This window comes from Pseudomonas sp. S3_C06, from assembly GCF_054667675.1.
The window spans coordinates 2,626,089-2,653,085 of sequence record NZ_CP162747.1; the positions used below are offsets into that span (position 1 = coordinate 2,626,089).

19 protein-coding genes and 1 pseudogene are annotated in these 26,997 nt (G+C 59.4%); 11 read left to right on the forward strand and 9 right to left on the reverse strand.

The window, feature by feature from the left end:
- Positions 1-18: 18 nt before the first annotated feature.
- Together AB4N44_RS11435 and AB4N44_RS11440 are read right to left on the reverse strand one after the other, a co-directional pair.
- Positions 19-660 (reverse strand): Pr6Pr family membrane protein, encoded by a 642-nt coding sequence (locus AB4N44_RS11435; RefSeq protein ID WP_150750434.1) that lies wholly within the window; start codon positions 658-660, stop codon positions 19-21.
- Position 661: 1 nt separating this feature from the next.
- On the reverse strand, positions 662-892 hold the full coding sequence (locus AB4N44_RS11440; RefSeq protein ID WP_007916799.1) for a VF530 family protein: 231 nt from the start codon (positions 890-892) through the stop codon (positions 662-664).
- Between the two features lie 300 nt (positions 893-1,192).
- On the opposite strand from AB4N44_RS11440, the gene AB4N44_RS11445 reads away from it, so the two are divergent.
- The 9 genes and pseudogenes from AB4N44_RS11445 (at position 1,193) to cmoB (ending at position 13,382) form a co-directional block, all read left to right on the forward strand.
- Positions 1,193-2,554, forward strand: a complete 1,362-nt coding sequence (locus AB4N44_RS11445) for a carbohydrate porin (protein WP_160041686.1) — start codon at positions 1,193-1,195, stop codon at positions 2,552-2,554.
- A gap of 217 nt (positions 2,555-2,771) precedes the next feature.
- Positions 2,772-5,183 carry a glucose/quinate/shikimate family membrane-bound PQQ-dependent dehydrogenase gene (locus AB4N44_RS11450; RefSeq protein WP_095122452.1) on the forward strand — a complete coding sequence of 804 codons (2,412 nt, stop codon included), beginning with the start codon at positions 2,772-2,774 and terminating at the stop codon, positions 5,181-5,183.
- A gap of 544 nt (positions 5,184-5,727) precedes the next feature.
- Entirely contained in the window at positions 5,728-6,102 is a 375-nt protein-coding gene (locus AB4N44_RS11455) for a DUF6124 family protein (RefSeq protein WP_127929640.1), read from the forward strand.
- Between the two features lie 242 nt (positions 6,103-6,344).
- Positions 6,345-6,797 carry a hypothetical protein gene (locus tag AB4N44_RS11460; RefSeq protein ID WP_127929642.1) on the forward strand — a complete coding sequence of 151 codons (453 nt, stop codon included), beginning with the start codon at positions 6,345-6,347 and terminating at the stop codon, positions 6,795-6,797.
- 977 nt (positions 6,798-7,774) lie between these two features.
- The gene (gene lon / locus AB4N44_RS11465; protein WP_460108884.1) at positions 7,775-10,192 is read left to right on the forward strand and encodes an endopeptidase La; all 2,418 of its coding nucleotides are present in this window, start codon (positions 7,775-7,777) and stop codon (positions 10,190-10,192) included.
- A gap of 259 nt (positions 10,193-10,451) precedes the next feature.
- Positions 10,452-10,844: a protease inhibitor I42 family protein gene (locus tag AB4N44_RS11470; protein WP_007916811.1), complete on the forward strand. Its 393-nt coding sequence runs from the start codon at positions 10,452-10,454 to the stop codon at positions 10,842-10,844.
- 2 nt (positions 10,845-10,846) lie between these two features.
- Positions 10,847-11,485, forward strand: a pseudogene (locus AB4N44_RS11475) (lysoplasmalogenase).
- Positions 11,486-11,685: 200 nt separating this feature from the next.
- On the forward strand, positions 11,686-12,429 hold the full coding sequence (gene cmoA, locus AB4N44_RS11480) for a carboxy-S-adenosyl-L-methionine synthase CmoA (RefSeq protein WP_007916813.1): 744 nt from the start codon (positions 11,686-11,688) through the stop codon (positions 12,427-12,429).
- Positions 12,426-13,382, forward strand: a complete 957-nt coding sequence (gene cmoB / locus AB4N44_RS11485) for a tRNA 5-methoxyuridine(34)/uridine 5-oxyacetic acid(34) synthase CmoB (protein WP_460108882.1) — start codon at positions 12,426-12,428, stop codon at positions 13,380-13,382. The genes cmoA and cmoB overlap by 4 nt, the downstream gene beginning before the upstream one ends.
- Positions 13,383-13,545: 163 nt before the next feature.
- Here the strand turns inward: cmoB and tadA are convergent, their stop codons facing one another.
- The 7 genes from tadA to treP all read right to left on the reverse strand — a co-directional run bounded on the left by tadA (position 13,546) and on the right by treP (position 22,869).
- Positions 13,546-14,046: a tRNA adenosine(34) deaminase TadA gene (gene tadA / locus AB4N44_RS11490; protein WP_053123497.1), complete on the reverse strand. Its 501-nt coding sequence runs from the start codon at positions 14,044-14,046 to the stop codon at positions 13,546-13,548.
- Positions 14,046-15,422, reverse strand: a complete 1,377-nt coding sequence (locus AB4N44_RS11495; protein WP_460108880.1) for a multicopper oxidase family protein — start codon at positions 15,420-15,422, stop codon at positions 14,046-14,048. Before AB4N44_RS11495 ends, tadA begins: the two co-directional genes overlap by 1 nt.
- 118 nt (positions 15,423-15,540) lie before the next feature.
- Complete coding sequence (locus AB4N44_RS11500; RefSeq protein WP_150775817.1) at positions 15,541-15,831, reverse strand: PTS transporter subunit EIIB; 291 nt, start codon at positions 15,829-15,831, stop codon at positions 15,541-15,543.
- Between the two features lie 2 nt (positions 15,832-15,833).
- Entirely contained in the window at positions 15,834-18,362 is a 2,529-nt protein-coding gene (ptsP, locus tag AB4N44_RS11505; RefSeq protein WP_460108878.1) for a phosphoenolpyruvate--protein phosphotransferase, read from the reverse strand.
- Positions 18,363-18,424: 62 nt separating this feature from the next.
- On the reverse strand, positions 18,425-19,648 hold the full coding sequence (locus tag AB4N44_RS11510) for a carbohydrate porin (RefSeq protein ID WP_460108876.1): 1,224 nt from the start codon (positions 19,646-19,648) through the stop codon (positions 18,425-18,427).
- Positions 19,649-19,755: 107 nt separating this feature from the next.
- Positions 19,756-21,405 (reverse strand): alpha,alpha-phosphotrehalase, encoded by a 1,650-nt coding sequence (treC, locus tag AB4N44_RS11515; protein WP_460108874.1) that lies wholly within the window; start codon positions 21,403-21,405, stop codon positions 19,756-19,758.
- 21 nt (positions 21,406-21,426) lie between these two features.
- Entirely contained in the window at positions 21,427-22,869 is a 1,443-nt protein-coding gene (gene treP / locus AB4N44_RS11520) for a PTS system trehalose-specific EIIBC component (RefSeq protein WP_127929651.1), read from the reverse strand.
- 234 nt (positions 22,870-23,103) lie between these two features.
- Here treP and treR point away from each other — a divergent pair, with 234 nt between their 5' ends.
- On the forward strand, positions 23,104-23,808 hold the full coding sequence (treR, locus tag AB4N44_RS11525) for a trehalose operon repressor (protein ID WP_460108872.1): 705 nt from the start codon (positions 23,104-23,106) through the stop codon (positions 23,806-23,808).
- A 102-nt stretch (positions 23,809-23,910) separates the two neighbouring features.
- Complete coding sequence (locus AB4N44_RS11530; RefSeq protein WP_460108871.1) at positions 23,911-26,997, forward strand: membrane-targeted effector domain-containing toxin; 3,087 nt, start codon at positions 23,911-23,913, stop codon at positions 26,995-26,997.

Consider the following 26,997-nt stretch of genomic DNA (forward strand, 5'->3'; position numbering starts at 1 on the left):
CTCACTCCTACAAGTGCTTTAACTTCGTGCAAATCTCCAGCGGTCGAGACCAATGACCACCAAGCCAATCACCACAAACCCCAGTAATATCCCCCCGGCATTGATCAGCACCTGTGGATAACCCAACACCGCCACATCAATGAACGGATACGCATACGCGCCGAGCAAATGCCCGCGCAGCAAGGCGTAGATGAAATACACCAGCGGATAAATCAGCCACACCGGCAGATGCCACCAGCGCAAAGTGCCCTTGGGTACGCACGCCCACCAATAGCCCAGAAACAGCAGCGGCATCACGTCGTGCAGCAGTTCATCGGCGACAAATTGCCAACCTTCGGGATGCCACAAATGCCGCAGCAAAATGCTGTAGGCCAGTCCGACCACAGCAATGCTCACGGCAATCCCACTGCTGACCCACGGCTGCAAAAACCAGCGGCGCGCAGCGGATTCGCGCGCAGTCACGGCACAGGTCAGCACCGTCGCCACCAGCGTATTGGTCAGAATCGTGAAGTAACTGAAAAAACTCACCAACCCGCCCAACAGGCTGGCGCCGACACTCAAGCGTGCGAAGAAAATCAGGTACAACTGAATGCCCAACCCCGCCCAGCCCAGTACGGCTGCGCAGGTGATCAGGCGACGACGCCAACAACCGGCGTCCATGTCAGAGCGGTCGCTTGGTGCGCATCAACTTAACGTACAGACGCTCGACCTTTTCCCGCGCCCACGGGGTTTTGCGCAGAAACGTGAGGCTCGACTTGATGCTCGGGTCGCTCTTGAAGCAGCGAATATCGATGCGCTCGGCCAGCCCCGACCATTCGTAATGGCTCACCAAGGCATTGAGGATCTGTTCAAGGGTGACGCCGTGCAGCGGATCGGGGGTTTGTTCGTTCATGCCAGGCCTTTGGGCGAAGTGAAAATGCAGAAGCCGCGCACCTTAGCCGAGGGGGTGTTCGGGTGGAAGGCCTACCTTCAAATGTAGGCCAACCTGAAAAGATCGCAGGCCGCGAACCGGCCGACAATGCGCCCGTTTGCCGCACTGTTACCGAATCCGAAACGCTGCATGTTCACAAAAGGCCTTTGTCTTTTTGTAACAGATCATTATCCTGCCGCCCTTCAGCTGAATCGCTTCACTGCCTGCGACTTATTGAAGCACTCAGCTCGCACCCCGAAAACACCAAAAAAAGACTTATCCATGCCCGATTTTTCCTTCTCCCGAGACAGCGCTATCTCAATCCTGCGCACCCTTGGCGGCTGCACCGCTCTTGGCCTCGCCACTTGCGCTCAAGCGGCGCCCGCGTTCGACAGTGAATCACCGTACATGCTCGGTGACTGGAACGGCACGCGCACCGAACTCTCGGAAAAAGGCTACGACTTCAAACTCGATTACACCGGTGAAATGGGCAGCAACCTGCACGGTGGCTATGACCATGACCGCACCGCGCGTTACAGCGATCAGTTCGGCCTCGGCACCCACCTCGACCTGCAAAAGATCCTCGGCTGGGACGACGCCGAGTTTCAACTGACCATCACCAAACGCAGCGGCAACAATATCAGCAACGACCGCATCAACGATCCGCGCGTCGGTGGTTTCACCTCGGCCCAGGAAGTCTGGGGCCGTGGCCAGACCACACGTCTGACGCAGATGTGGTATCAGCAGAAATTCTTCGATCAGAAACTCGACATCAAAGTCGGCCGTTTCGGCGAAGGCGAAGACTTCAACAGCTTCCCGTGCGACTTCCAGAACCTCGCGTTCTGCGGTTCGCAGGTCGGCAACTGGGTCGGCGGCATCTGGTACAACTGGCCGGTCAGCCAATGGGCGCTGCGCGTCAAATATCACCTGACCCCGGAGCTGTATGCACAGGTCGGCGCTTACGAGCAGAACCCGTCGAACCTCGATCGCGGCAACGGCTTCAAACTCAGCGGCAGCGGCACCCAGGGCGCGATCCTGCCGATCGAACTGGTGTGGACGCCTAAGCTCAACGGCCTGCCGGGCGAATACCGCGCGGGTTACTACTACAGCAACGCCAAGGCCAGCGACGTCTATAAAGACAGCCACGGCCAACCGGCGGCTCTCAGCGGCGAAGCCTACCGCAGCGCGTCGAGCAAACACGGCGTGTGGCTGGGTATTCAGCAGCAGATCACCAGCGTCGCCAGCGATAACAGTCGCGGCTTGAGCGTGTTCGCCAACGGCACGATGCACGACAAGAAAACCAACGCGATCGACAACTACGTGCAGGCCGGCATCACCTACAAAGGCCCGTTCGACGCGCGCGCCAAGGATGACATCGGTTTCGCCCTCGCCCGCGTGCACGTCAACCCGGCCTTCCGCAAAAACGCCGAAGCGAGCAACCGTGCCAATGCGGTCTACGACTATGACGATCCGTCGTTCCTGCCGCCGCAAGACACCGAATACAGCGCCGAGCTGTATTACGGCGTGCACGTGACCAACTGGCTGACCGTACGCCCGAACCTGCAATACATCCGCCACCCCGGTGGCGTGAACAACGTAGACGACGCCCTGATCGGCGGGATCAAGATCCAGTCCTCGTTCTAGAAAACCACTGAGATCCAATGTGGGAGCGAGCCTGCTCGCGAAAGCAATTTCAACTTCACCAACGAAGTCGTCTGACACACCGCTTTCGCGAGCAGGCTCGCTCCCACAGGAAATTTCGTTAGCTAGACAAGTTTTTATCTGAACCATGCCTGTGCCAAATCGTCATCTAAAGTGACTACAGCGCGGGACTACATAAAACGTCACGGAGAATCACACTATGAGCACCGAAAGTGCTTCGAGTCGGGGCCGTTTGCTACCGAGCCTGCTCGGCATTCTGCTTCTACTGATGGGCCTGGCCATGTTGGCCGGTGGGGTCAAGCTGAGCATGCTCGGCGGCTCGCTGTACTACCTGCTGGCCGGTATCGGCATCGCGCTGTCCGGCATTCTGATGCTGATGCGCCGTCGCGCGGCGCTGGGCCTGTACGCCATCGTTCTGTTCGCCAGCACCGTCTGGGCGCTGTGGGAAGTCGGTCTGGACTGGTGGCAACTGGTGCCACGTCTGGCCCTGTGGTTCGTCCTCGGCTTCGTGATGTTGCTGCCGTGGTTCCGTCGTCCGCTGCTGCTTGACGGCCCGGCGCCGATGGGCACTGGCGGTCTGACCGTCGCCGTGGTGCTGGCCGGCGTTACCGCTCTGGCCAGCCTGTTCACCCACCCGGGCGAAACCTTCGGCGAGCTGGGCCGCGACACTGCGGACACCACCAGCACCGCGCCAGCCATGCCCGATGGCGACTGGCAGGCCTATGGCCGCACCGAGTTCGGTGACCGTTACTCGCCGCTGAAGCAGATCACCCCGGCCAACGTCGGCAAGCTGCAAGAAGCCTGGCGCATCCAGACCGGCGACCTGCCGACCGCAGATGACCCGGTCGAGTTGACCAACGAAAACACCCCGCTGAAAGCCAACGGCATGATCTATGCCTGCACCGCGCACAGCAAAGTGTTGGCTCTGGACCCGGACACCGGCAAAGAACTGTGGCGCTTCGACCCGCAGATCAAGAGCCCGGTCGGCTTCAAAGGCTTCGCCCACATGACCTGCCGTGGCGTGTCGTACTACGACGAAGCCGCTTATGCCAAGTCTGAAAACGCTGCCTCGGCGGTGATTTCCGAGGCTGGCAAAGCCGTTGCGCAGGCTTGCCCGCGTCGTCTGTACCTGCCAACCGCTGATGCCCGTCTGATCGCACTGAACGCCGACACTGGCAAAATCTGCGAAGGCTTCGGCAACAAAGGCGTGGTTGACCTGACCCAAGGCATCGGCCCGTTCACCGCTGGCGGCTACTACTCCACCTCGCCAGCGGCGATTACCCGTGATCTGGTGATCATGGGCGGTCACGTGACCGACAACGAATCGACCAACGAGCCATCGGGCGTGATCCGCGCCTTCGACGTGCGCGACGGTCACCTCGTATGGAACTGGGACAGCGACAAGCCAGACGCCACCGAGCCATTGGCACCGGGCGAAACCTACAGCCGCAACTCGGCGAACATGTGGTCGCTGGCCAGTGTCGACGAAAAACTCGGCATGGTGTACCTGCCACTGGGCAACCAGACCCCAGACCAGTGGGGCGCTGACCGCACCCCGGGCGCCGAGAAATTCAGCGCCGGTGTAGTCGCTCTGGACCTGGCCACCGGTAAAGTGCGCTGGAACTACCAGTTCACCCACCACGACCTGTGGGACATGGACGTTGGCAGCCAGCCAACCCTGCTCGACATGAAAACCGCCGACGGCGTGAAACCGGCGCTGATCGCCCCGACCAAACAGGGCAGCCTGTATGTCCTCGACCGTCGTGACGGCACGCCGATCATTCCGATCAAGGAAATTCCGGTACCGCAAGGCGCCGTGAAAGGCGACCACACCGCACCGACCCAGGCCCGTTCGGACCTCAACCTACTGGCCCCGGAACTCACCGAAAAAGCCATGTGGGGCGCGAGCCCGTTCGACCAGATGCTGTGCCGCATCCAGTTCAAGGAACTGCGTTACGAAGGCCAGTACACCCCGCCGTCGGAACAGGGCAGCCTGATCTACCCGGGTAACGTCGGCGTGTTCAACTGGGGCGGCGTCTCGGTCGATCCGGTTCGCCAAATGCTGTTCACCAGCCCGAATTACATGGCCTTCGTTTCGAAAATGGTGCCACGCGAGCAAGTCGCCGCCGGCAGCAAACGCGAAAGCGAAACCGCTGGCGTGCAACCAAACACCGGCGCGCCATACGCGGTGATCATGCACCCGTTCATGTCGCCATTCGGCGTACCGTGCCAGGCCCCGGCCTGGGGCTACGTCGCCGGTATCGACCTGACCACCAGCAAAGTCGTGTGGAAACGCAAGAACGGCACCAGCCGCGACAGCTCGCCAATCCCGATCGGCTTCACCTTGGGCGTCCCAAGCATGGGCGGCTCGATGGTGACTGCTGGCGGCGTCGGCTTCCTCAGCGGCACCCTCGACCAGTACCTGCGTGCGTACGACGTGAACAGCGGTAAAGAGTTGTGGAAATCGCGTCTGCCAGCAGGTGGCCAAGCGACTCCGATGACCTACACCGGCAAGGACGGCAAGCAATACGTGCTGCTGGTTGTCGGCGGTCACGGTTCGCTGGGCACCAAAATGGGTGACTACGTGATTGCGTACAAACTGCCGGAATAAGTTTTAGCGGCGGTGAAAATGAAGGCGATGTCCCGCAGGGGGCATCGCCTTTTTTATGCACGCCATTTCTGCATCCACAGGAGAACCCTGTGGGAGCGAGCCTGCTCGCGAAGGCGTCAGCACATTCAACATCTACAGTGCCTGACACACCGCTTTCGCGAGCAGGCTCGCTCCCACAGGTTGAAAAGTGTTTATCTGTGGGAAATGTGCTCGTCCTACAGACGTTGAAAGTGGCGCGGAGTTTTCCGACAAGTCGCGTCGGTTGTGCCTCGGAAATCGGCTGGATAGGCTCGGGGGGTCGCTGCAAATTCAGCGAACGGGCGTCGCGGCCCGAGCAGTTCATTCGATTTGATGCATAATCGCCGGCCCAAACTGGAGCGCTCAGGTGCTTTTAGTTTGGTTTGATGGTGGCTGTGCGCGGGATACCTTCGGGTATGCCGAGATTGCCGAATGGCTCGGTCCGCGACCCCGCGTACAGCTGCCACCCTCTGTCGCGTCGCGGTGATTGAGAGTGACAGCCCCACTTATCATTCGGAGCGTCACCATGAAAAAGCCAACACCCAATCCGCCAGAAACCGACGACACCTCGCCCTACGAATCCCCCGATTCGAAGAAATTCCACGAAGCCGCAGAACGCGCCCTCGACCACTACCTCAAACCCAACGCGTTAACCCTGCGCTTCCACAAACCCAGCACCATGTTCCAGGTCGCCCCTGAACAGGACAGCGAAAGCCTGCTGGTCCACGCCTGCGAATCCCTGGCCCAGGCCAGCCTCATGACCAGCGACATCGCCGCCTACATCGACCTGCCGCAACGGCGCACGATTCTGGCGATCCAGCAAATCATCATGCTCGCCGAACTGGCCGTGAACCGCGTGCTGGATAACCACGAAATATCTCAATCTCCACCACACAGCTAATCCTCTGTGGGAGCGAGCCTGCTCGCGAAGGCGTCAGCGCATTCGGCAGTTGGAGTAACTGACACAGCGCTTTCGCGAGCAAGCCTGCCCCACACATGATCAGCAATGCGCCTTCTATATAACCCCAATCAAGAAGGTTCATCGCGAACAAGTATAAAAACCTGTCAGATATGACAGTTCCCCGTTTTTGACATTAATTCCAGACTTCCTTCTCCAAACAAATCAGGCACAGGAAGCTTCCCATGACCAATCCAAAGGCATCCCCAGCCGTATGGGTAAACGGTATTCTTAACGTTGATGTAAAAGGCACCATTGGCGACACGCCAGTCAAGCTGACCAGCTTCCTGTCGACCAGCCTTACCACGTCTTTCAGCCCGCTCGGCGGTTATGATTTTTCTTTCGAAGATAATCACAGTTCATCCAGCCGACGATCACTCACCATCTCGCTTCGCAAGCTGCTGGATCCTTCAATCGCTGACTACTATGAATATGTCGTGACCGAACGAGGTATTCATCCTTATGACTATGAATTGACATCCTCTTCCGGCATTACTGTAAGTCAACTCAATAGCGGCCTGTATTTATACTCCCTCGATAACTTGCAAATTTCCGCCAAGGCAGTCCACGGTGATGAAACGCGTGAACTCACCGGTAACGGATACTTTTTTCTCCAAGAGCTGACTTACCCTATCTAACAAGAAGGTCAGGATTTCAGTCATCGGGTTAATCGTGCGTCTGCCTTTCCGTCACGTGCAGGAACCGACGGAGGACGCACGCCGACATGCAATACCGAGTTGAATTCACATACTGAAAAGCCCCTCACCCTAGCCCTCCCGAAACGTCGGACCGCCCGTAGGGAGAGGGGACTGACCGAGGTGTTTTGGCGAGCTACGCCGACGTGCGATACCGAGTTGAACTCAGATTCCGAAACAGATCAAAAGCCCCTCACCCTAACCCTCTCCCGGTGGGAGAGGGTACTGATCGAGGTGTTTGGATGAGCTACACCGACGTGAAATACCGACTCGAACTCAGATTCTGAAACAGATCAAAATCCCCTCACCCTAGCCCTCTCCCAGAGGGAGAGGGGACTGATCTGAGGCGTTTGGACGAGTTACACCGACGTGAAATACCGAGTTGAACTCAGATTCTGAAACACATCAAAAGCCGAACACCCCACGCTCTTCACCACTCAATAGGCCGAGTGTCAGCTCGCCTGCTCTTGATCTTGATCTTGATCCACGGGCGACGTCGGAAGGCTGAGTGGAGGGATTGATCCGGGCGTGGGAGCGCAGCGACCGTTTGGCGCAGCCAAACACAGCGAGAGGAGGTGCAGCGAAGCAAACCGTAGACGCTGCGCCCGGATCGATCCCGGAGCGAAGGAACCCCGAGCCCCAGCGAGCGGGCCGCACGTAGGAGCAAGCGTTTTTTTGCTTACTTTTTTGAGGCGTTTGTCAAAAAAGTGAGTCGCCGTAAGGGCGAAACCGCCAGCCGCAGCACCCGAAGCAACGGATATACCCCCAAAACCCCAAGAACCTGGTCGGCCCAAAGGCCGCCAAGTCAAAAGCGTGAACCCTGTCAAAACCCTGAACACACAAGCAGAAACATCCCCTCCCATTGAAACCACCCAAAGCCTGCCCCATCTAAGACCCATACCCCATTGCGCAGGTGCCCCATGAGCGACCAGCAAGAATTCTCGGAAAACCCCGACGACTACACCGAAGCCGAAAACATCGAACACACCTCCTCCGGCAAAGGCCTCGCCCTGCCAGGCCAGAACCTGCCGGACAAGGTCTACATCATCCCGATCCACAACCGCCCGTTCTTCCCGGCCCAAGTCCTGCCGGTCATCGTCAACGAAGAACCCTGGGCCGAAACCCTCGAACTGGTCAGCAAATCCGAACACCACTCCCTGGCGCTGTTCTTTATGGACACCCCCCAGGAAGACCCGCGCCACTTCGACACCGGCGCGCTGCCGCAATACGGCACGCTGGTCAAAGTCCACCACGCCAGCCGCGAGAACGGCAAACTGCAATTCGTCGCCCAAGGCCTGAGCCGCGTCCGCATCAAAACCTGGCTCAAACACCACCGCCCACCGTATCTGGTCGAAGTCGAATACCCGCATCAGCCCACCGAGCCGACCGACGAGGTCAAGGCCTACGGCATGGCGCTGATCAACGCGATCAAGGAACTGCTGCCGCTCAACCCGCTGTACAGCGAAGAACTGAAAAACTACCTCAACCGCTTCAGCCCCAACGATCCATCGCCGCTGACCGACTTCGCCGCCGCCCTTACCTCGGCCACTGGCCCCGAACTGCAAGGCGTGCTCGACTGCGTACCGATGCTCAAGCGCATGGAAAAAGTCCTGCCGATGCTGCGCAAGGAGGTCGAAGTCGCGCGTCTGCAAAAAGAAATTTCCGCCGAAGTTAACCGCAAGATCGGCGAGCATCAGCGCGAGTTCTTCCTCAAGGAACAACTCAAGGTCATCCAGCAGGAACTCGGCCTGACCAAGGACGACCGCAGCGCCGACCTTGAACAGTTCGAACAGCGTCTGGAAGGCAAAGTCCTGCCGGCGCAGGTGCAGAAACGCCTCGAAGAGGAAATGAACAAACTGTCGATCCTCGAGACCGGCTCGCCGGAGTACGCGGTCACCCGCAACTACCTCGACTGGGCGACCTCGGTGCCGTGGGGCGTCTACGGCGACGACAAACTCGACCTCAAGCACGCACGCAAAGTCCTCGACAAACACCACGCCGGCCTCGACGACATCAAGGATCGCATCCTCGAATTCCTCGCCGTCGGTGCCTATAAAGGCGAAATCAGCGGCTCGATCGTGCTGCTGGTCGGTCCGCCGGGCGTAGGTAAAACCAGCGTCGGCAAATCCATCGCCGAATCCCTCGGCCGGCCGTTCTACCGCTTCAGCCTCGGCGGCATGCGTGACGAAGCCGAGATCAAGGGCCATCGCCGCACCTACATCGGCGCGCAGCCAGGCAAACTGGTGCAAGCGTTGAAAGACGTCGAAGTGATGAACCCGGTGATTATGCTCGACGAGATCGACAAGATGGGCCAGAGCTACCAGGGCGACCCGGCCTCGGCGCTGCTGGAAACCCTCGACCCGGAACAGAACGTCGAATTCCTCGATCACTACCTCGACCTGCGCATGGACCTGTCGAAAGTCCTGTTCGTGTGCACCGCCAACACCCTCGATTCGATTCCGGGGCCACTGCTGGACCGCATGGAAGTGATTCGCCTGTCCGGTTACATCACCGAAGAAAAAGTCGCCATCGCCAAGCGTCACCTGTGGCCGAAACTGCTGGAAAAGGCCGGTGTGTCGAAAGGCAGCCTGAGCATCAGCGACAGCGCGCTCAAAGCCTTGATCGACGGTTATGCCCGCGAAGCCGGCGTGCGTCAGCTGGAAAAGCAAATGGGCAAACTGGTGCGCAAAGCGGTCATGAAGCTCATTGACGAGCCGAAAGCGGTGATCAAACTCGGGCCGAAAGACCTCGAAGCGTCACTGGGTCACCCGGTGTTCCGCAACGAGCAAGTGCTGTCCGGCACCGGCGTGATTACCGGGCTGGCGTGGACCAGCATGGGCGGCGCCACATTGCCGATCGAAGCGACGCGGATTCACACGCTCAATCGTGGCTTCAAACTCACCGGGCAACTGGGCGATGTGATGAAGGAATCAGCGGAGATCGCCTACAGCTACGTCAGCTCGCACCTGAAACAGTTCGGCGGTGACGCGAAGTTCTTCGACGAAGCCTTCGTCCATCTGCACGTGCCAGAAGGCGCGACACCGAAGGACGGCCCGAGCGCCGGCGTAACCATGGCCAGCGCCCTGCTCTCGCTTGCACGTAATCAACCGCCGAAAAAAGGTGTGGCAATGACTGGCGAACTGACGCTGACCGGGCATGTGCTGCCGATTGGCGGGGTGCGTGAGAAGGTGATTGCGGCACGGCGGCAGAAGATTTTCGAGCTGATTTTGCCGGAGCCGAATCGGGGTAATTTTGAGGAACTGCCGGATTATCTGAAGGAAGGGATTACGGTGCACTTCGCGAAGAAGTTTGCAGATGTGGCGAAGATCCTGTTCTGACAGACAGCCCCCCTCACCCCAGCCCTCTCCCGGAGGGAGAGGGAGCCGACCGAGTTGTCTTGCGCTATACATCGACCTGAAACACCAAGTCGATTATGGATTCAATGATCTATTTCAGGTCGGTGGACTTCTGGAATATCCCCCGGTCAGTCCCCTCTCCCTCTGGGAGAGGGCTAGGGTGAGGGCTTGGTGTTGTCACACTTTGTCTCATCTTCAGTTATGCTCGCCGTTCGTCGCCAACGTCGGAGCCGCTGACCTTATGTCCCCCACTCGCCTGTTTCTCCCCCTCGCCCTCTCGTTGCTGGCCGCCTGCGCCACGCAGCCGAAACACAATGTGACCGTGGAAAAACAAAGCGAATGCCCCGTACGGCTGACCAACGGACAAAACCTCATCATCATGCTGCCAAGCAACCCGACCACGGGTTATCGCTGGGCCATTCAGGATTCCGCCGGTGGCGTGCTGCGCGCACTCAGCCCCGAGGTTTACAGCAATCCGGAAGATGCCGGTGTGGTCGGCGCAGCAGGCCTGTCGACCTGGCGCTTCCAGGCCTTTGCCCCCGGCACCGGGCGTCTGCGCCTGACTTCGCAACAGCCGTGGGCGCCGGAAGTGCTGCCGGTGGAAACCTTTGACTGCGCCATTTCGGTGAATTGATCGTGGGCTGGCTGATTCTGGCGCTGATGGGCGCGGTGACGTTTCTCTAAGGCGTCAGCACCCATGCGGCGTTGCTGTGCTTGCTGGTGAAACCGCTGCCGGTGCTGGCGCTGCTAGGCTGGCTGCACGATGCGCCACCCAGCGACTATCGGCGCTGGATCAGTCTCGGTCTGATTTTCTCGTTGCTGGGTGATGTGTTGCTGGCCTGGCCGGGGGACCTGTTTGTATTTGGCCTCGGTGCGTTTCTGGTCGCGCATCTGGCTTATCTGAAGGCTTATCTGAGTGACTGCAAGCGTCTGGCGATTTTGCCGCTGGTACTTGCCCTCGGAGTGGGCGCGGTACTGCTGGGTTTTCTGATTTCCAGCGGTCTTGGGCCATTGCTGGTGCCGGTGATTGTTTATGGCACGGCGATCAGCGCGATGCTCTGGCGCGCGCTGGCCCGTTTGGGCACCGATGTGCCGAAACGCTCGGCGTTGCTGGCGGCGGGCGGTGCGCTGGCGTTTGTATTCTCGGACAGCGTGATCGGTATTGATCGCTTCGTATCGCCATTCCACGCCGCGCCATACGTCATCATCCTCAGCTACTGGCTGGGCCAGTGGGGCATCGCGGCCTCGGCGTTCTCCCAGACTAAACGGATCTGATCGTTCCCACGCTCCGCGTGGGAATGCATCCTGTGACGCTCTGCGTCATTTGCGCAGGGACGCGGAGCGTCCGGGGCGGCATTCCCACGCGGAGCGTGGGAACGATCACCGGCAAAAAAACGCTTTATCAGACAACCCAAGCATCCCCGCGCCCTTTTGGCTAAAATGCCGGCCTTTCCATTTACACCGCCGGAACCGCCGTGAGCAAAGAACCCGATCGTATTTTCGCCAAGCCTTTGGCCCAGGTGCCTGACTTCGCCTTCAATGAAGACGTGGTGCGGGTGTTCCCGGACATGATCAAGCGCTCGGTGCCGGGTTACCCGACCATCGTCGAAAACCTCGGCGTGCTCGCGGCGCAGTTCGCCCAGCCGAACAGCGTGCTCTACGACCTCGGTTCATCGCTGGGCGCGGTCACTCAAGCGCTGCGCCGTCACGTGCGCACCGACGGTTGCCGGGTGATCGCTGTGGATAACTCGGCGGCGATGGTTGAGCGCTGCCGCGAATACCTCAACGGTCAGGACTCGATGTTCCAGGAGTTGCTGCCGGTGGAAGTGATCGAAGGCGACATCCTCGCCCTCGATTTCCAGCCGGCTTCGGTGGTGGCGCTGAACTTCACCCTGCAATTCATCGCTCCCGATCAGCGCACCGCGTTGCTCTCGCGCATTCGCCAATCGCTGCTGCCGGGGGGCGCGCTGATTCTCTCGGAGAAGCTGCGTTTCAACGATGCCGAAGAACACGCGCTACTCACCGATCTGCACGTCGCCTTCAAACGCGCCAACGGCTACAGCGAACTGGAAATCGCCCAGAAGCGCAGCGCCATCGAAAACGTCATGAAGCCCGACAGCCTCGAAGAACACCGCGAACGCCTGTTGGCCGCCGGGTTCTCGAAAGTCGTGCCGTGGTTCCAGTGTCTTAACTTTGCCTCGTTGATTGCCTTGCCATGATTGATCTGTCCCCCCTCGCCCGCCGTCTGGCCGGCACGCCACTGGCCGAATGGGCCAACACCCTGCAAGCGCAACTCGACAAGAAAATGGAGAAAGGTCACGGCGATCTGGAGCGCTGGCAAAGTGCGCTGGATGCCTTGCCGAAAATTCAGCCGAGCGAAATCGATCTGCTTAACGGCCTGAAACTCGACACCGATTGCGACGACGCAACCCGCGCGCAGATGCGTACTGCACTGATGGGTCTGTCGCCATGGCGCAAAGGGCCGTTCGATCTGTTTGGCGTGCACGTCGACACTGAATGGCGCTCGGACTGGAAATGGTCACGCGTCGCCCCGCATCTGGATCTGAAGGGCAAACGCATCCTCGATGTCGGTTGCGGCAATGGTTACTACATGTGGCGCATGCTCGGTGCCGGCGCGAACAGTGTGATCGGTGTTGACCCGAACTGGTTGTTCTTCTGCCAGTTCCAGGCGGTGCAACGTTATCTGTCAGAGCCGAATGCCTGGCACCTGCCATTCCCGTTCGAAGACTTGCCACCGAATCTGGAAGGTTTCGATACAGTATTTTCCATGGGCGTGTTCTACCACCGCCGTTCGCCGATCGAGCATTTGCTGGCGCTGAAGGATTGCCTGGTCAAGGGCGGCGAGCTGGTGCTGGAAACGCTGGTGGTTGAAGGCGACAAGCATCAGGTCCTGGTGCCGGAAGACCGTTATGCGCAGATGCGTAACGTGTGGTTCCTGCCGTCGGTGCCGGCGCTGGAATTGTGGTTACGTCGTGCGGGGTTCACCGATATTCGTTGCGTGGATGTGAGCACCACGACGGTCGAAGAACAGCGCGGTACCGAGTGGATGAAGTATCAGTCGCTGAGCGACTTTCTTGATCCCGATGATCACAGCAAAACCATTGAAGGTTTGCCGGCGCCGATGCGTGCGGTGATTGTCGCGAAGAAGTAATCCAACCACCCACCGCGGTGAGCCCACCCCTCACCCCAGCCCTCTCCCAGAGGGAGAGGGAGCTGATCGTTGAGCTTTTCAAAACTTGAGTTCGACTCGGTATCTCAGGTCGGCGGACCTCGCCCATCCAGCTCGGTCAGTCCCCTCTCCCTCTGGGAGAGGGTTAGGGTGAGGGGCTTTTTGCTCTTCGGGCGCGGAAGAACTCGGTCAGCACGGCGCCACATTCTTCGGCCAACACCCCGCCTTCATACAACACCCGGTGATTCAAAAATCCCTGGGTAAAAAACTGCCCCTGACTCTGCACAATCCCCGCCTTCGGCTCCAGCGCCCCATACACCACCCGCGCCACCCGCGAATGCACGATCAAACCGGCGCACATGCTGCACGGTTCCAGCGTCACATACAGGGTGCTTCCCGGCAGCCGATAGTTATCCACCGCTTGCGCGGCCGCGCGGATAGCGACCATTTCCGCGTGGGCACTCGGGTCACTGGCACTGATCGGGCAGTTGAAGCCGCGCCCGATGATTTCGCCATCCTGCACCAGCACTGCGCCGACCGGCACTTCACCCAGCGCTGCGCCTTGTGCGGCGAGGGCCAGGGCTTCGCGCATGAAGTCGCGATCACGGCTGCGGTCGATGATCGCGGCAGGGCGAATCTGGCGCATCACTTCACCTCGATGGCGGCCATCAGGCCGGTTTCCATGTGGTCGATCACGTGGCAATGGAACATCCACACCCCTGGATTATCGGCCACCAGCGCCACTTGCGCGCGCTCATTCTTGCCCAGCAGATAAGTGTCGGTGAAGTACGGAATGATCTTGTGCCGGTTCGACGCGATCACTTTGAAACTCATGCCGTGCAGGTGGATCGGGTGCTGGTACTGAGTCATGTTCTTCAGTTCGAAAATATAGCTCTGACCCAGTTTCAGGCTGGCGATCGGTCGATCGGCGCAGGTCTTGTCGGTGATGTCCCAAGCCTTGCCGTTGATTTGCCACAGGCTCGGCGGCCGCCCGTTGTCGACATCGACCGACACCGAACCGACCCATTCGAAATTGAAGTTGAGTTTCTCGGCGTTGGCCAGGTCCGGCTCAGCTACCGGGTTGGCGGGTAGCGCTTTCGGCCAGTCAGTCGGCGCATCGTTATTGGCCACCGAACGCAGCGTGCCCAGACGTACCGGCCCGTTGCGCAGCGACAGCTCTTCACCCGCCGCCGGCGCCTTGATCGCCAGACAAATACGCATGCCCGGACCGAGCCAGTATTCCTTGCCCAATGGCCGCGGTTCGACCGGGTTGCCGTCCAGCGCATAAATCTTCGCTTCGACGCCGGGAATGTTGATGCGGTAAGTCAGCGTGTTGTCGAGGTTGAGCAAACGCACCCGCGTGATCTGCCCGGCCGGCAGTTCGATCACCGGGGTCGGCACACCGTTGATCGTCGACAAGCGCCCCGCCGTGCCGCCACGCGCTGCTTCACGGGGGATGCTGAACTCGACGAAATTACCTTCGTCATCGATATGCCAGTTCTTCAGGCTCAGGGTCTTTTCGTACTTGAATCCGGTCGGCTCGCGCTCTTCGATGATCAGCGGCCCGACCAGCCCGCGACCGAGTTCTTCGCTGCTGCTGACGTGTGGGTGATACCAGTAGCTGCCGGCATCCGGTACGCGGAACTTGTAATCGAAGTACTCGCCCGGCAGCACCGGCAGTTGCGACACGTACGGCACGCCGTCCATTTCCAGCGGCAGACGAATGCCGTGCCAGTGAATGGTCGTCGCCACCGGCAGATGGTTGATGAAGCGCACCCGCAGCCATTCACCCTGACGCACGCGCAACTCGGTGCCCGGCGCCGACGGGCCGAATGCCCAAGCCTCGGTCTTGTGCCCCGGCACCAGCTCCACGTCCAGTGGCGCGGCGATCAGCTCGTAATCGTGCCCAGCCTCAGCGTCAGCCATTTTCCCGAGCCAATAACGCGACGCGCCCCCCGCTCCGACACCAACGACAACAAGACCGGCCAGGCCACCGAGGATTTGGCGACGGGTAAAGGACATGAACTCAACTACCTCACGTATCAGCGACAGACCCCTGAAGGCCCGTAAAAGGCGAATACGATACACCTGCGGTTGAGAAACAGTAAGGGCGACCTGAGGCCGCACGCCACTGATCGGCTTACGGTCGCAGCCCGGTAATCAAATGCACCACACCACCCTCCAAGGGCATGACGCCCGCAATACCGGCGGCGCTCAACGCCTGTTGATCCATGCTCGACACATCACGCAAAACAACCCGCACCCGCGTCAGCGCCAGTGGTTGCTGCGATTGAAGATTATCCACTCCGCCCAGCGCCGCAACGATAGCGGCGCTCAACTCGCCAGTCGGCTCGGCCGGTGCTTTCGGTGTGTCCGCGACCAGATCCGGTGTCAGGGCTTTCCAGAATGCCTTCTGCAATTGATCGAACATGTTCAGTTCTCCAGAACCCGTAAAGTATCGACGGTTGCCTCGTGAAACAGCTGCAACGCCTCGCGCACCTGCCCGGCGCTTTCCAGACCGAGCACCTGTTGCGCGATGATCTGACAATCCGCCAGCGCAAGCTCGCGCACCGTTGCCTTGACCGACGCAATCATCGGCACGCTCACCGACAGCTCGTCCACGCCCAGCCCCAGCAACAACGGCACCGCCAGACGTTCAGAGGCCATCGCCCCGCACACACCGACCCACTTGTCATGGGCGTGCGCAGCCTTCACGGTCATGGCGATCAAGCGCAAGACCGATGGATGAAAACTGTCCGCCTGACTGGCCAGGCGCGGGTGATCGCGATCCATGGCCAAGGTGTACTGCGTCAGGTCATTGGTGCCGATCGAGAAGAAATCCACCAGCGGCGCAAACAGATCCGCCATCAGTGCTGCGGCCGGCACTTCGATCATGATCCCCAGCTTCGGCCGTTCCGTCAGCCCCAGCGCCAGCACCTCCTCATCCAGCATCTGCCGCGCCTGACGCAGCTCCGACAGCTGCGTGACCATCGGCAACATGATGTGCAAACGTGTCAGATCACAGCAGCCGAGCATGGCCCGGAACTGCTCGCGCAATAACTGCGGGCGCTCCAGACACAAGCGAATGCCGCGTACCCCCAGGAACGGGTTGGTTTCGCTGTCCATGGGCACATAGGCCAGCGGTTTGTCGCCGCCGACATCGAGGGTGCGCACCACCAGATTGTGTGCAGATCCGACGCAGCGAGCGATCGCATTGTAAGTAGCGACCTGTTCGTCATGGCTCGGCGCATGGTTGCGCCCTATATAGAGGAACTCCGATCGCAGCAAGCCGACGCCCGCGCCACCCGAAGCCATCGCCTGCTCGGTTTCGGAAAATGAAGCGACATTAGCCGATACCTCGACGTGATGCCCGTCACGGGTCCTGGCGGCGAGCGTTGCATTGGCCAGCTCATGCTCATGGCGTTGACGCTGCTGCGTGTGGCGAGCCTGCCATTGATGGATCGTCGCGGGGTCAGGACGCACCTGCAGTTCACCTTTGTCAGCATCGAGCAAAACCTGAGTGCCATTGCTCAGTGCGAGCATTTGCACCGGCACCCCGCAGATCGACGGCAGGCCACAGGCGCGGGCGAGAATCGCCACGTGGCTGGTCGCCCCGCCACCGACCGTGGCAAAACCCAACACTTTGCTGGTATCGATTCGGGCAGTTTGCGATGGAGTCAGTTGATCGGCGATCAGAATGCTCCCTTGCGGCAGCTCCAGCGCCTGCTCGCCAACACCCAAAAGCAGCTTGAGCACGCGACGCCCGACATCGGTCAGATCCGCCGCCCGCTCGGCCAGTAACGCACTGCCCAGTTGCCGAAACATCGCCGCCGTCTCGTCCGTGGCCGAACGCCAGGCGAATGCCGCACTTTTGCCCGCACTGATCAGCGCTTGGGCCTGATCGAGCAGACCCGGGTCTTCGAGCAGTTCCTGATGCGCCTTGAAGATCTCGGCTTCGGCCTCGCCAGCGGCGGTATCACGCAAATGTTGCAAGGCCAGATCCGCTTCGATCAGCGCATTGGCAAAGGCCTCGCGCTCGACGTCTGCTCCGCCGCCGAACTCGCTGACGTCGAAGACCGGCTCGCTGATCTGCACCACTTGGCCCAACGCCGAACCGGGTGATGCGCAGACCCCACGCAGAAGCGTCAGCGTCTCGACTTCAACCACCTCGACAGGTGCCACTGCTGCTACCGTTTCGCCACAGCCCTCGGCCAGCAAGCGGGTCAGTGTATTGATTGCAGCGTCTGCATCTGTACCGACAGCACTGACCTGCACACTGTCACCAAACGCGGTCTGCAACGCCATGATCGCCACCAGGGATTTGGCGTTGGCCTGGGATTGTTGCTTGTGCAGGCAGATGCTTGCGCCAAACCCCTTTGCTGCTTGCGCGAACACCGCAGCCGGACGCGCGTGCAGGCCATTGGGGTTGGGCAGTCTCAACGTTTGCGAAAACAGCACCTGGCCCTCTTCCGCGACACCCACCTCGCTGATTGCCTGCACCGCGGCGAGCTCAAGCAACGGCTGGCCGCTTTCGACCCGTCCGCTCGGCGCGCTCAGCCAGGTAAACGGCTCACCACTGACCACCAACATCAGGGTCAACAGGCTGCGCGCATGGCGGGCAATGTAATCGGCATCGAACTCGATCAGCGCCTGTCCGGCTGCAACCCGCTGCCCCTCTTCGACCAGAGAGGTGAAGCCTTGCCCGGCGAGGTTCACCGTATCGAGGCCAATATGCATCAACACTTGAACGCCATGGTCATCGGTGATGCTGACGGCATGGCCGCTGGCCTGCACGTTGCTGATGATCCCGGCCAGCGGTGCGCACAGGGTCGACGAGGTCGGGTCAATGCACAGACCGTCGCCGATCACGCGCCCGGAAAACACCGGATCGGGCACCTCGTCCAGCGCCATCAGGACACCGGACAAGGGAGCCAGCAGTTGCAATTGTTGGGGTGTGGCCATGACGTCACCTGCATTTTTATGCGTTGAAGTGCCGATGGAGCGCAATGCTCCATCAGCATCGCTTATTTCCACCAGTATTCGACCTGCAATCCGACATTCGCACCGTGGCGGGCATTACCGAAGGCGCCGGTGTCGGACAACGCCGAACCTTTCGCCAGTTGGTTGGCCGCACGCTTGGCGGCCTCGTTCCAGGTGGCGTACGTGTAATACAGACGCACCTCGGGACGCGCCCAGAACTCTGGCCCCTTGGGCGACCAGGTCGGGGCAAACGTGAATTTGCTCAGCTTGCGCGTGCCGCCCGGCGCTTCGACCTGATCGTGGCCCAGTTCGCTCACCAGTTTGAAGTGTTCGCTGAGCGCGTAGGTGGGACGCACGCCCAGGGAGATCCAGTTCTGATCGGCACCGTCAGGGCGAATGTCTTTCTGATACACCGCAGCGACTTGTCCACCAAAACGCGGGGTCACCTGCCAGTCGAAAAACTCGACGATCCGGTAACTCTTGTTGCTGTCGTCCAGTTTGACGTTGCCGGTATAACCCAGCCCGGTGCCCGGCCCTTCACCATATTGCAGCGCCAGTTTGTTCTTGCCGCCGAGAAAGCCTGTCTGCAGATGTTGCGTGGTGATCGCCCAGCCCCGGTGGGCATCGCGGCTGTCAGGCTTGTCGATGTAGCTCAAACCGAACTCCAGCTCACCGCCAGGATTGGTCTTGAAACCGGCCACGTTGAAGTCGTGCCGATTGATGTAGTCCTTCTGGTACAGGTTGTCCTTGCGCGAGAAGGCGTAGCTGTATTTCAGGTCGCCGATCAGCACGTCTTCGACCCCGCCTCCCGTGGCGCTCTGGTTCCAGTAATAGAAGTCGGAAATGTGAATGTCATTTCGCTTGTAGTAACGGCGCCCCGCCCACAACGAACCGCCATTGAGCGCAGGCACCGCCGACCACTGTGCGTAGGCCTGCGGCAAGCGTATCGAACCATTGTCTTCTTTGAAGGTGGGGCTGCGGTCGTAGCGGTTATACAACGAGGCCATGCCATCGACGCTGAGCACCGAACCGTCGTCGAGGGTGTACAAATCCTGGCGCAGTTCCAGTTCACCGTACTGCTCGCATTCGTTACCCAAGCGATATTTGGTCTGCGCACCGGGTAACTGGAAGCACGATTGACCGCTGCTGTTGACCGACGTACCGACGCCGCTACGCAAGTAACCGCCAAACTCCAGCGCTTGTGAAGTCGGCGGTAAGGCCAGGCAAAAACCTGCGACTGCAAGGCTGCGATTTATTGTTGTTTTCATAAGCCACCCCATTGTTTTTATTGTCTGGTTGCATGAATTCGGCGCGCAAAAATCCCCCGCGCAGTGCACTGCGTGTTTTTTTTGAAAGCTGGTTTTTTAGTTAAATGTCAGGGATCGATCAGGTGCACGACGAATGACTCGTAAGGTCGCAGCATCACTTGTCGCTTGCGCAACGCGCCGTCCGGATAATTGCTGATCAACTGTCGCTGTCTCATCGATTCACTGATGACCGTCGCCGGTAATTCCACTTCACAGGGTATCCCGTAGAAGTTGTTCACCACCAACAGGCGCTCGGCATCACCTTCACGCACATACGCCCAGACTTGCGGATGTTCCGGCAGCAATTGTCGGTACAGCCCTTCAGTGATCAACGGTTCGTGGCGACGCAGCGCGATCAGACGGCGGTAGTGATGCAGCACCGATTCCGGGTCATCAAGCTGGTGGGCAACGTTGATCTGCGCGGCATTGGCCGGTACGCCGATCCACGGCTCGACGCTACTGAAACCGGCATTCGGGCCGGCGTCCCAGTGCATCGGTGTACGACCGTTATCGCGGGATTTCTGCATGATCGCCGCCATGTTCTCGGCATCGCTGCTGCCGGCTTCGCGCTTGAGGCGAAAGATATTCAGCGTCTCGACATCGCGATACTGCTCGATCGATTCGAACCCCGGATTGGTCATGCCCAGTTCTTCACCCTGATACACGAACGGCGTGCCCTGCAGAAAGTGCAGTGCGATGCCGAGCATCTTCGCCGACAGTTCACGGTACTCACCGTCATGGCCGAAGCGCGAAACCACTCGCGGTTGATCGTGGTTACACCAGAACAGCGCGTTCCAGCCACCACCGGCCTGCATGCCGGTCTGCCAGTCGGACAGGATTTTCTTCAGTTGAAGGAAATCGAAGTCGGCGCGCACCCACTTCTGCAGGTTCGGATAATCAACTTTCAGATGATGAAAGTTGAAAGTCATCGACAATTCTTTCGACTGCGGATTCGAATAACGTACGCAGTGTTCAAGGCTGGTCGACGACATCTCGCCGACGTTGATCAGGTCGTGGCCTTCGAAGACTTCGCGGTGCATCTGCTGCAGGTACGCGTGGACATTCGGCCCGTCGGTATAAAAACGTCGGCCATCGCTGTTGTCTTCGGGGAAGTCTTCTGGCTTGGAGATCAGATTGATCACGTCCAGACGAAAACCGCCAACGCCCTTGTCCCGCCAGAACTGCATCATCCTGAACACTTCGGCGCGCACCTTGGGATTATCCCAATTCAGGTCGGCCTGAGTGTGGTCGAACAGGTGCAGGTAGTACTGACCGGTCTGGGCTTCATATTCCCAGGCGGAACCGCCGAACTTGGACTCCCAGTTGTTCGGCTGATCACGCCAGATGTAGAAGTCACGGTAAGGGTTGTCGAGACTGCTGCGTGCCTGCTGGAACCAGACATGTTCGATCGAGGTGTGATTGACCACGATGTCGAGCATCAGCTTGATCCCGCGCTTGCCCGCTTCAGCGATCAACAATTCACAATCGGCCATGCTGCCGTAGCTCGGGTCGATGGCGTAGTAATCGCTGATGTCATAGCCGTTATCGCGCTGTGGCGAACGCAGGAATGGCGTGATCCACAAACAATCGACGCCCAGCCAGTGCAGGTAGTCGAGCTTGGCGACGATACCGCGCAGATCCCCTGTCGGGTTGCCGGCGTGGCTATGAAAACTCTTCGGATAGACCTGGTAGATCACCGAACGCTGCCAGTCTTGCATGGCGCAACTCCTTCAATAATGTCAGGCAACCCGATAACCGGGCCGGACAATCTTCATGCTCAATGCACAGGTCAGAACAAACGGCACGAGCATGGCAATCAGCATCCCGATGACGAACATCGGGATGTACTGCGGAATGATCGAGATGAAGCCCGGCAGGCCACCGACACCGATGGCCGAGGCCTGAACCTTGTTCAGCGAGAGGAATACGCAGCCGAGCGCCGAACCGGTCAATGCGGCATAGAACGGAAACTTGTAGCGCAGATTGACGCCGAACATCGCCGGTTCGGTGATACCGAAATAAGCGGAAATCGCCGAGGTCGATGCCATGCTCTTGTCCCGCGCATTACGGGTCATCCAGAACACCGCCAGCGCTGCACTGCCCTGGGCGAGGTTGGACATGACGATCATCGGCCAGATGAAAGTACCGCCCTGGGTCGAGATCAATTGCAGATCGACCGCGAGGAACATGTGATGCATGCCGGTGATCACCAGCGGCGCGTACAGCAGTCCAAAAATCGCGCCGCCCACCATCGGCGCCAGGTCAAACAGCATGACCAGCCCTTCGGTAATGAAGATGCCGATGTGGCGGGTCACCGGGCCGATGACCGCCAGCGCCAGCACCCCCGTGACGACGATGGTGGTGATCGGCACCACGAGCAATTGAATGGCGTTCGGCACGCGGGCGCGCAACCATTTTTCGATGACGCTCATCACGTAGGCCGCCAACAGAATCGGCAGGATCTGCCCCTGATAACCGACCTTTTCCACCTGAAACAAGCCGAGAATGTCGAAGTACGGCAGTTGCTGCCCGTCCAGCCCGGCCACGGCCTTGCCGTAGTTCCAGGCGTTGAGCAGATCCGGGTGCACCAGCATCAGGCCGAGCACGATGCCGAGGATCTCGCTGCCGCCAAAACGTTTGGCCGCTGACCAGCCCACCAGCGCCGGCAAAAACACGAACGAGGTATTGGCCATCAGATTGATCAGGCTCCAGAGCCCGTCGAGTTTCGGGTAGGCATCGAGCAGGGTCTGCCCTTCGATGAACATGCCTTTGGCGCCGAGCAGATTGTTGATGCCCATCAACAGGCCGGCAATGATCAGCGCCGGCAGGATCGGCATGAACACGTCGGAGAACACCCGCACCAGACGCTGCATGGCGTTGATCTTTTCGGCGCTTTTCTGTTTGACGTCAGCGATGGTCGACGCAGCGAGGCCGGTCTGCCGACGCAGTTCGGCGTAGACCTTTTCCACTTCGCCCGGACCGATTACCACCTGATACAAACCACCGGTGAAGAACGAGCCTTTGACCAGATCGATCTGATTGAGCGTCGCAGTGTCGACCAGGCTCGGGTCCTTCAGGGCCAGTCGCAACCGCGTGACGCAATGGGCGGCCTGTTCGAGGTTGTCGCTGCCACCGAGGCTGTGCAGCAATTGCCTGGCAATGTTCGGATAGTCGTGGCTCATGCTTGTTCTTCCGCTGTGGATTGTTGTTATTGGCAGCACGCCGAAGCGAAAAATACTCGTCTGTACGAGTTAATGCAACAACTCGTACAGACGAGTTTGTTTATGTATGTTCCCACCAGACCAACGACGAATTTTCCTACTTGACCCTAAGGTGTTTCCATCGTCCACATGGACAAAGCCCTACCCTGGCCTTAAGGTTCGAAGCTTTGAGCACCGTCGGCACCGAGCCTCCCCATGAGTAAATACAACCAGATCTATAGCGATCTGCTGGCCAGCATCACGACTGAGCGTTTGGAGCGCGGCGCCCGCCTGCCTTCCGAAACCGAACTGATGGACAGCTATCAGGCCAGCCGCGGCACGGTGCGCAAGGCGATCGAGCTGCTTCAGGAACGCGGTTTTGCGCAGAAGATCCATGGCAAAGGCACCTTCGTGCTTTCGACCAACCCGATCGAATTTCAGCTCGGCGGCATCGTCAGTTTTCAAGAGACCTATCCGCGCCTCGGCAACGATGTCAGCACCGAGGTAGTCGAACTGAGCCAGATCCCGCTTGAAGGCGCGCTGCTCGAGCACATCCATGCCGAGCCCGGCAGCCTGATCACGCGGATCAAACGCGTGCGGCGGATCGATGGCAAACGGGTCATCCTCGATATCAACCACTTTGTCAGCGATGTGATTCCCGGCCTGTCCCTCGACATCGCCGAGCAGTCGATCTATGCGCATATCGAACAGACCTTGCAGTTACAGATTGCCTACGCCCAGCGCACCATCGAAGCGGTGCCGCGCAGCAAGGAAGATCAACTGCACCTGGACCTCGATGGCCAGAGCCATGTGATCGTGGTCAGCAACCAGACCTTCCTCCAGGACGGTCGTCAGTTCGAGTACACCGAATCGCGGCACACCCTGGACAAGTTTTACTTCTCCGACGTGGCACGACGCTGACCCCCGCACGTTTCGAACGACAATGTGCGGTACATATGTAGTGCACTCCCCTTGAGCGAACAGGCCATGCTCGGCCTTCATTTTCTCAAGGATGGAGAAAGCATGAACGCAGCCCAGCAACCTCCTCTGCCGAGCCCGGCAGACAAAGCAGCTCTCAAGCGGATCGCCTTTACTGTCGTGCAAAACTGCCCCGGCCTGCAGGATGCAGCACGCGAAGCCGCGCGTGATCTGCTCGAAGCAAAAGGCTTGTCGAGCCTTGATCCGGATCAGGTGTATTTCCATCGTTTCAAGACAGCCCAGAGCAGCACTCGCTCGTTTACCGGGTGGGAGCACATCCGCGAAAAACCCTACGAATCGACAACGCTGACACAACTGGTGATTCATCGTTTTCGCGCCACCGACCAAGACAACGCCGATCTTCTCGATCTGTACGGCGGCTTCTATACAGAGGGTCCGCAGGGCGAAAACTTCGACGAAAAAAACCAAGTTCGCCTGCATGGCAATGAGGTCTTGAAATCGTTTTGGAGCCTCGACTTCAGTGGTCATTACAGCGCCACTCTGACGGACTTCTGGAACAGCCACGCCGATGATTTCCGCACCTTGGCCAAGTGCAATTTCCTCAGCCGCGCGGTGCAGGCGCTCGACCTTGGGCAACTCACCGGCAGTGACTTTCAATGGTTGGTCGACTCGGTAGTGGGGCCTGTCAGCTGGCCGGTAACCCTGAGCATGCTGCAAGCGAGTCACATGGCGAGCGGGGATGTATACGCCTTCGACATTGACGGGCATGTCGCCACGCAACTCCTGCGCATTGTCGATCCCGGTGGCCGGCAGATTATTTACCTGCCCGGTGAAACCAAGGCGTTCGTGGTCAAGGAGACGGCCGCAGACCTGCACTGGTGGGTGCTTGACCAAATGAACGACGCGAACCGCCGCGCGGCCTTCATGGAGCATTTTGCACTCGCCGACCGTCAGCACATGACCGAGAACGTGACCGACCTGATGAATCGGCTGGTCGGCACCTGGGGCCGGGCCGACCATCACCTGATCAACCGCACAAACCTGCTGTTGACTGATGATGCGTTCAGTTGGCTACGCGATTCGACCCGTCAGGCGATGTTCGCAGAAGCTCAGCTGTCTCTGACATCGAATGGCGATCTGCGCAAAAAACTGTGGATCGGCTACCTGAGTGCCGGCCTCAAAGCGTTTGGGCCGATGGCCACTGTCGGCTGGCCGCTGGCGCTGCCGGTGATTGGTGCCACCCTCGCGAACATGGGCCTGAATATCGATCAGGCGCAAAACGCTAAAACCAGGGCCGAGCGCAAGGCCGGCGTACTGGGTGCGGTGCTCAATGGCATCAATCTGCTGTTCAACCTTCCATTGCTCATCGGCACCGGGCCGATGCTGGAGGTGGGCGCTGAGGTCGATGCGGCTGAGGCCGCTGAAATGGCCGAGTACAGCGAATTCCTGAGCCCCTCCGTCGAAGCTGAAAACCCGACACAGATCATGGTGCCGGACGATGTCGACATTGCCGTGCCGAATCTTGATGAAACGGTGCTGGTTCCAGCACAAAAGGCTGCACCTCCACCGGTGCCCGAACGTTATCAGTGCAACGAATTGCTCGATGGCACCGCACTCGGCGAAGAGTCCGGTAAATACCAGGGTATTTACCGACTCGATACTGATCCGCCCTACGCCATTCTGATGAACGACAATCCGTACTACGTGCGTTATTTCGCTGACTCGAATGGCGCTGGCGACTGGGCAATCGTTGATCCGCAAAGGCCCAACCAGCTTGTCCACTCCTTGCCGATTCGCCTCAATGGTGCCGGTGAATGGGAGCGGATGCCGGCGCTGGGACTCAAGGGTGGCGGACAATGCATGGGCAAGCAATGCACTCCCGATATCCAACTCGACACCTTCGAACCCGCAGCGCCCGAGACGCCCGCGCAACCGCTGGCAGATCCGCAACCGTCGACATCGCGCCCGCCACGCGCTGTGCGCAGCGCCTACGATATCGATCCGACTGTGCGCCGCTCGATAAAGGGCTGGGCGCTGAACCTGGATGAAACCCATGCCCAAATGCAGAGCGACGGTGCTGGCGGTCTTGGCATCGAAGACCCGTTCGAGCTGTATGCAGTCGGCAAACGCCAGCTGTTGCAGCGCTCAGCCAGAAGCTTTTTCAAGAACCTACCGTGGATTACCCAGCCTGCGCGTCCGTCGATCCCCGAGATCAACCGCCTGATGCCACTGGCCGACCTCATCGACGGAATTTTCGAAAACGCTTCAGGACTGGTGGTGGGAGCAACTCTCGACCGCATCGCCAGTATGCGTTTTCTGATTGAAAACATGCCGGCGCTGGCCCGGCATGCGAAAACGCTCTACATGCGTGGCCTGCTCAGTGACTTCGCTCAAGTGGAATTGAACCGCTACTTCACGAGCGGCGATATGTCTGCGGATTTGCACACCTACTTGAGCAGTCTCGGCACTGACCCGGGCGGGCGTTTCAACCCGATTGAACTGGTCAAGGTCGCCAGAAGCCACGGTGTTCGGCTTCAAGCCATCGACTGCGCGGCGAGCTACAAAATGAAAACACCGCTGCCCCCCGTCGACGAGCAGATGATGGGCACCTACCTGACCAACGACATCATGACGGGGGATGCTTACCTCAACAGCCCGGAAAAATGGATCGTAGTAACGGATGCTCACAACACCAACACCTTCAGAGGGCTGGCGGGCGTCAGTGAATTGAAGAGAGGGATCGGCCTGCGTATTGATGAAGTCGCAGCCGATGAGGAACTGGGTGTGGATGTCGATCCGGGAATTGAAATACCACGCGGCAGCTCTCCTGGCAGTGGCGCCAGACAAGGCAATCTGGATCTGCTTCGCGCCGACTTGCGCTTGAAAGTCCAGGCACCCGAGGTGAACTGGAGCGAGGTGACGCTGGAAAATCTGCTGCATAGGCGCGGCATGTATCTGTTCAAGAAAACCGGCGACGCCTACACCCTGATCCATCGCAGCAAGCAAGGCATGCTCCAGCGCACCGCAATCACTCGCTTGAGCGACGGCAAGTTCTCCATCCACCGACCCGCCTGGCAGCGCGTGAATGACGTCGAGTTTACAAGCCTGGAAGAGATGTCCCAACGTCTGGTCGAGACTGGGCTGATCCTGCAAAGCCGAATCCCTGATTGA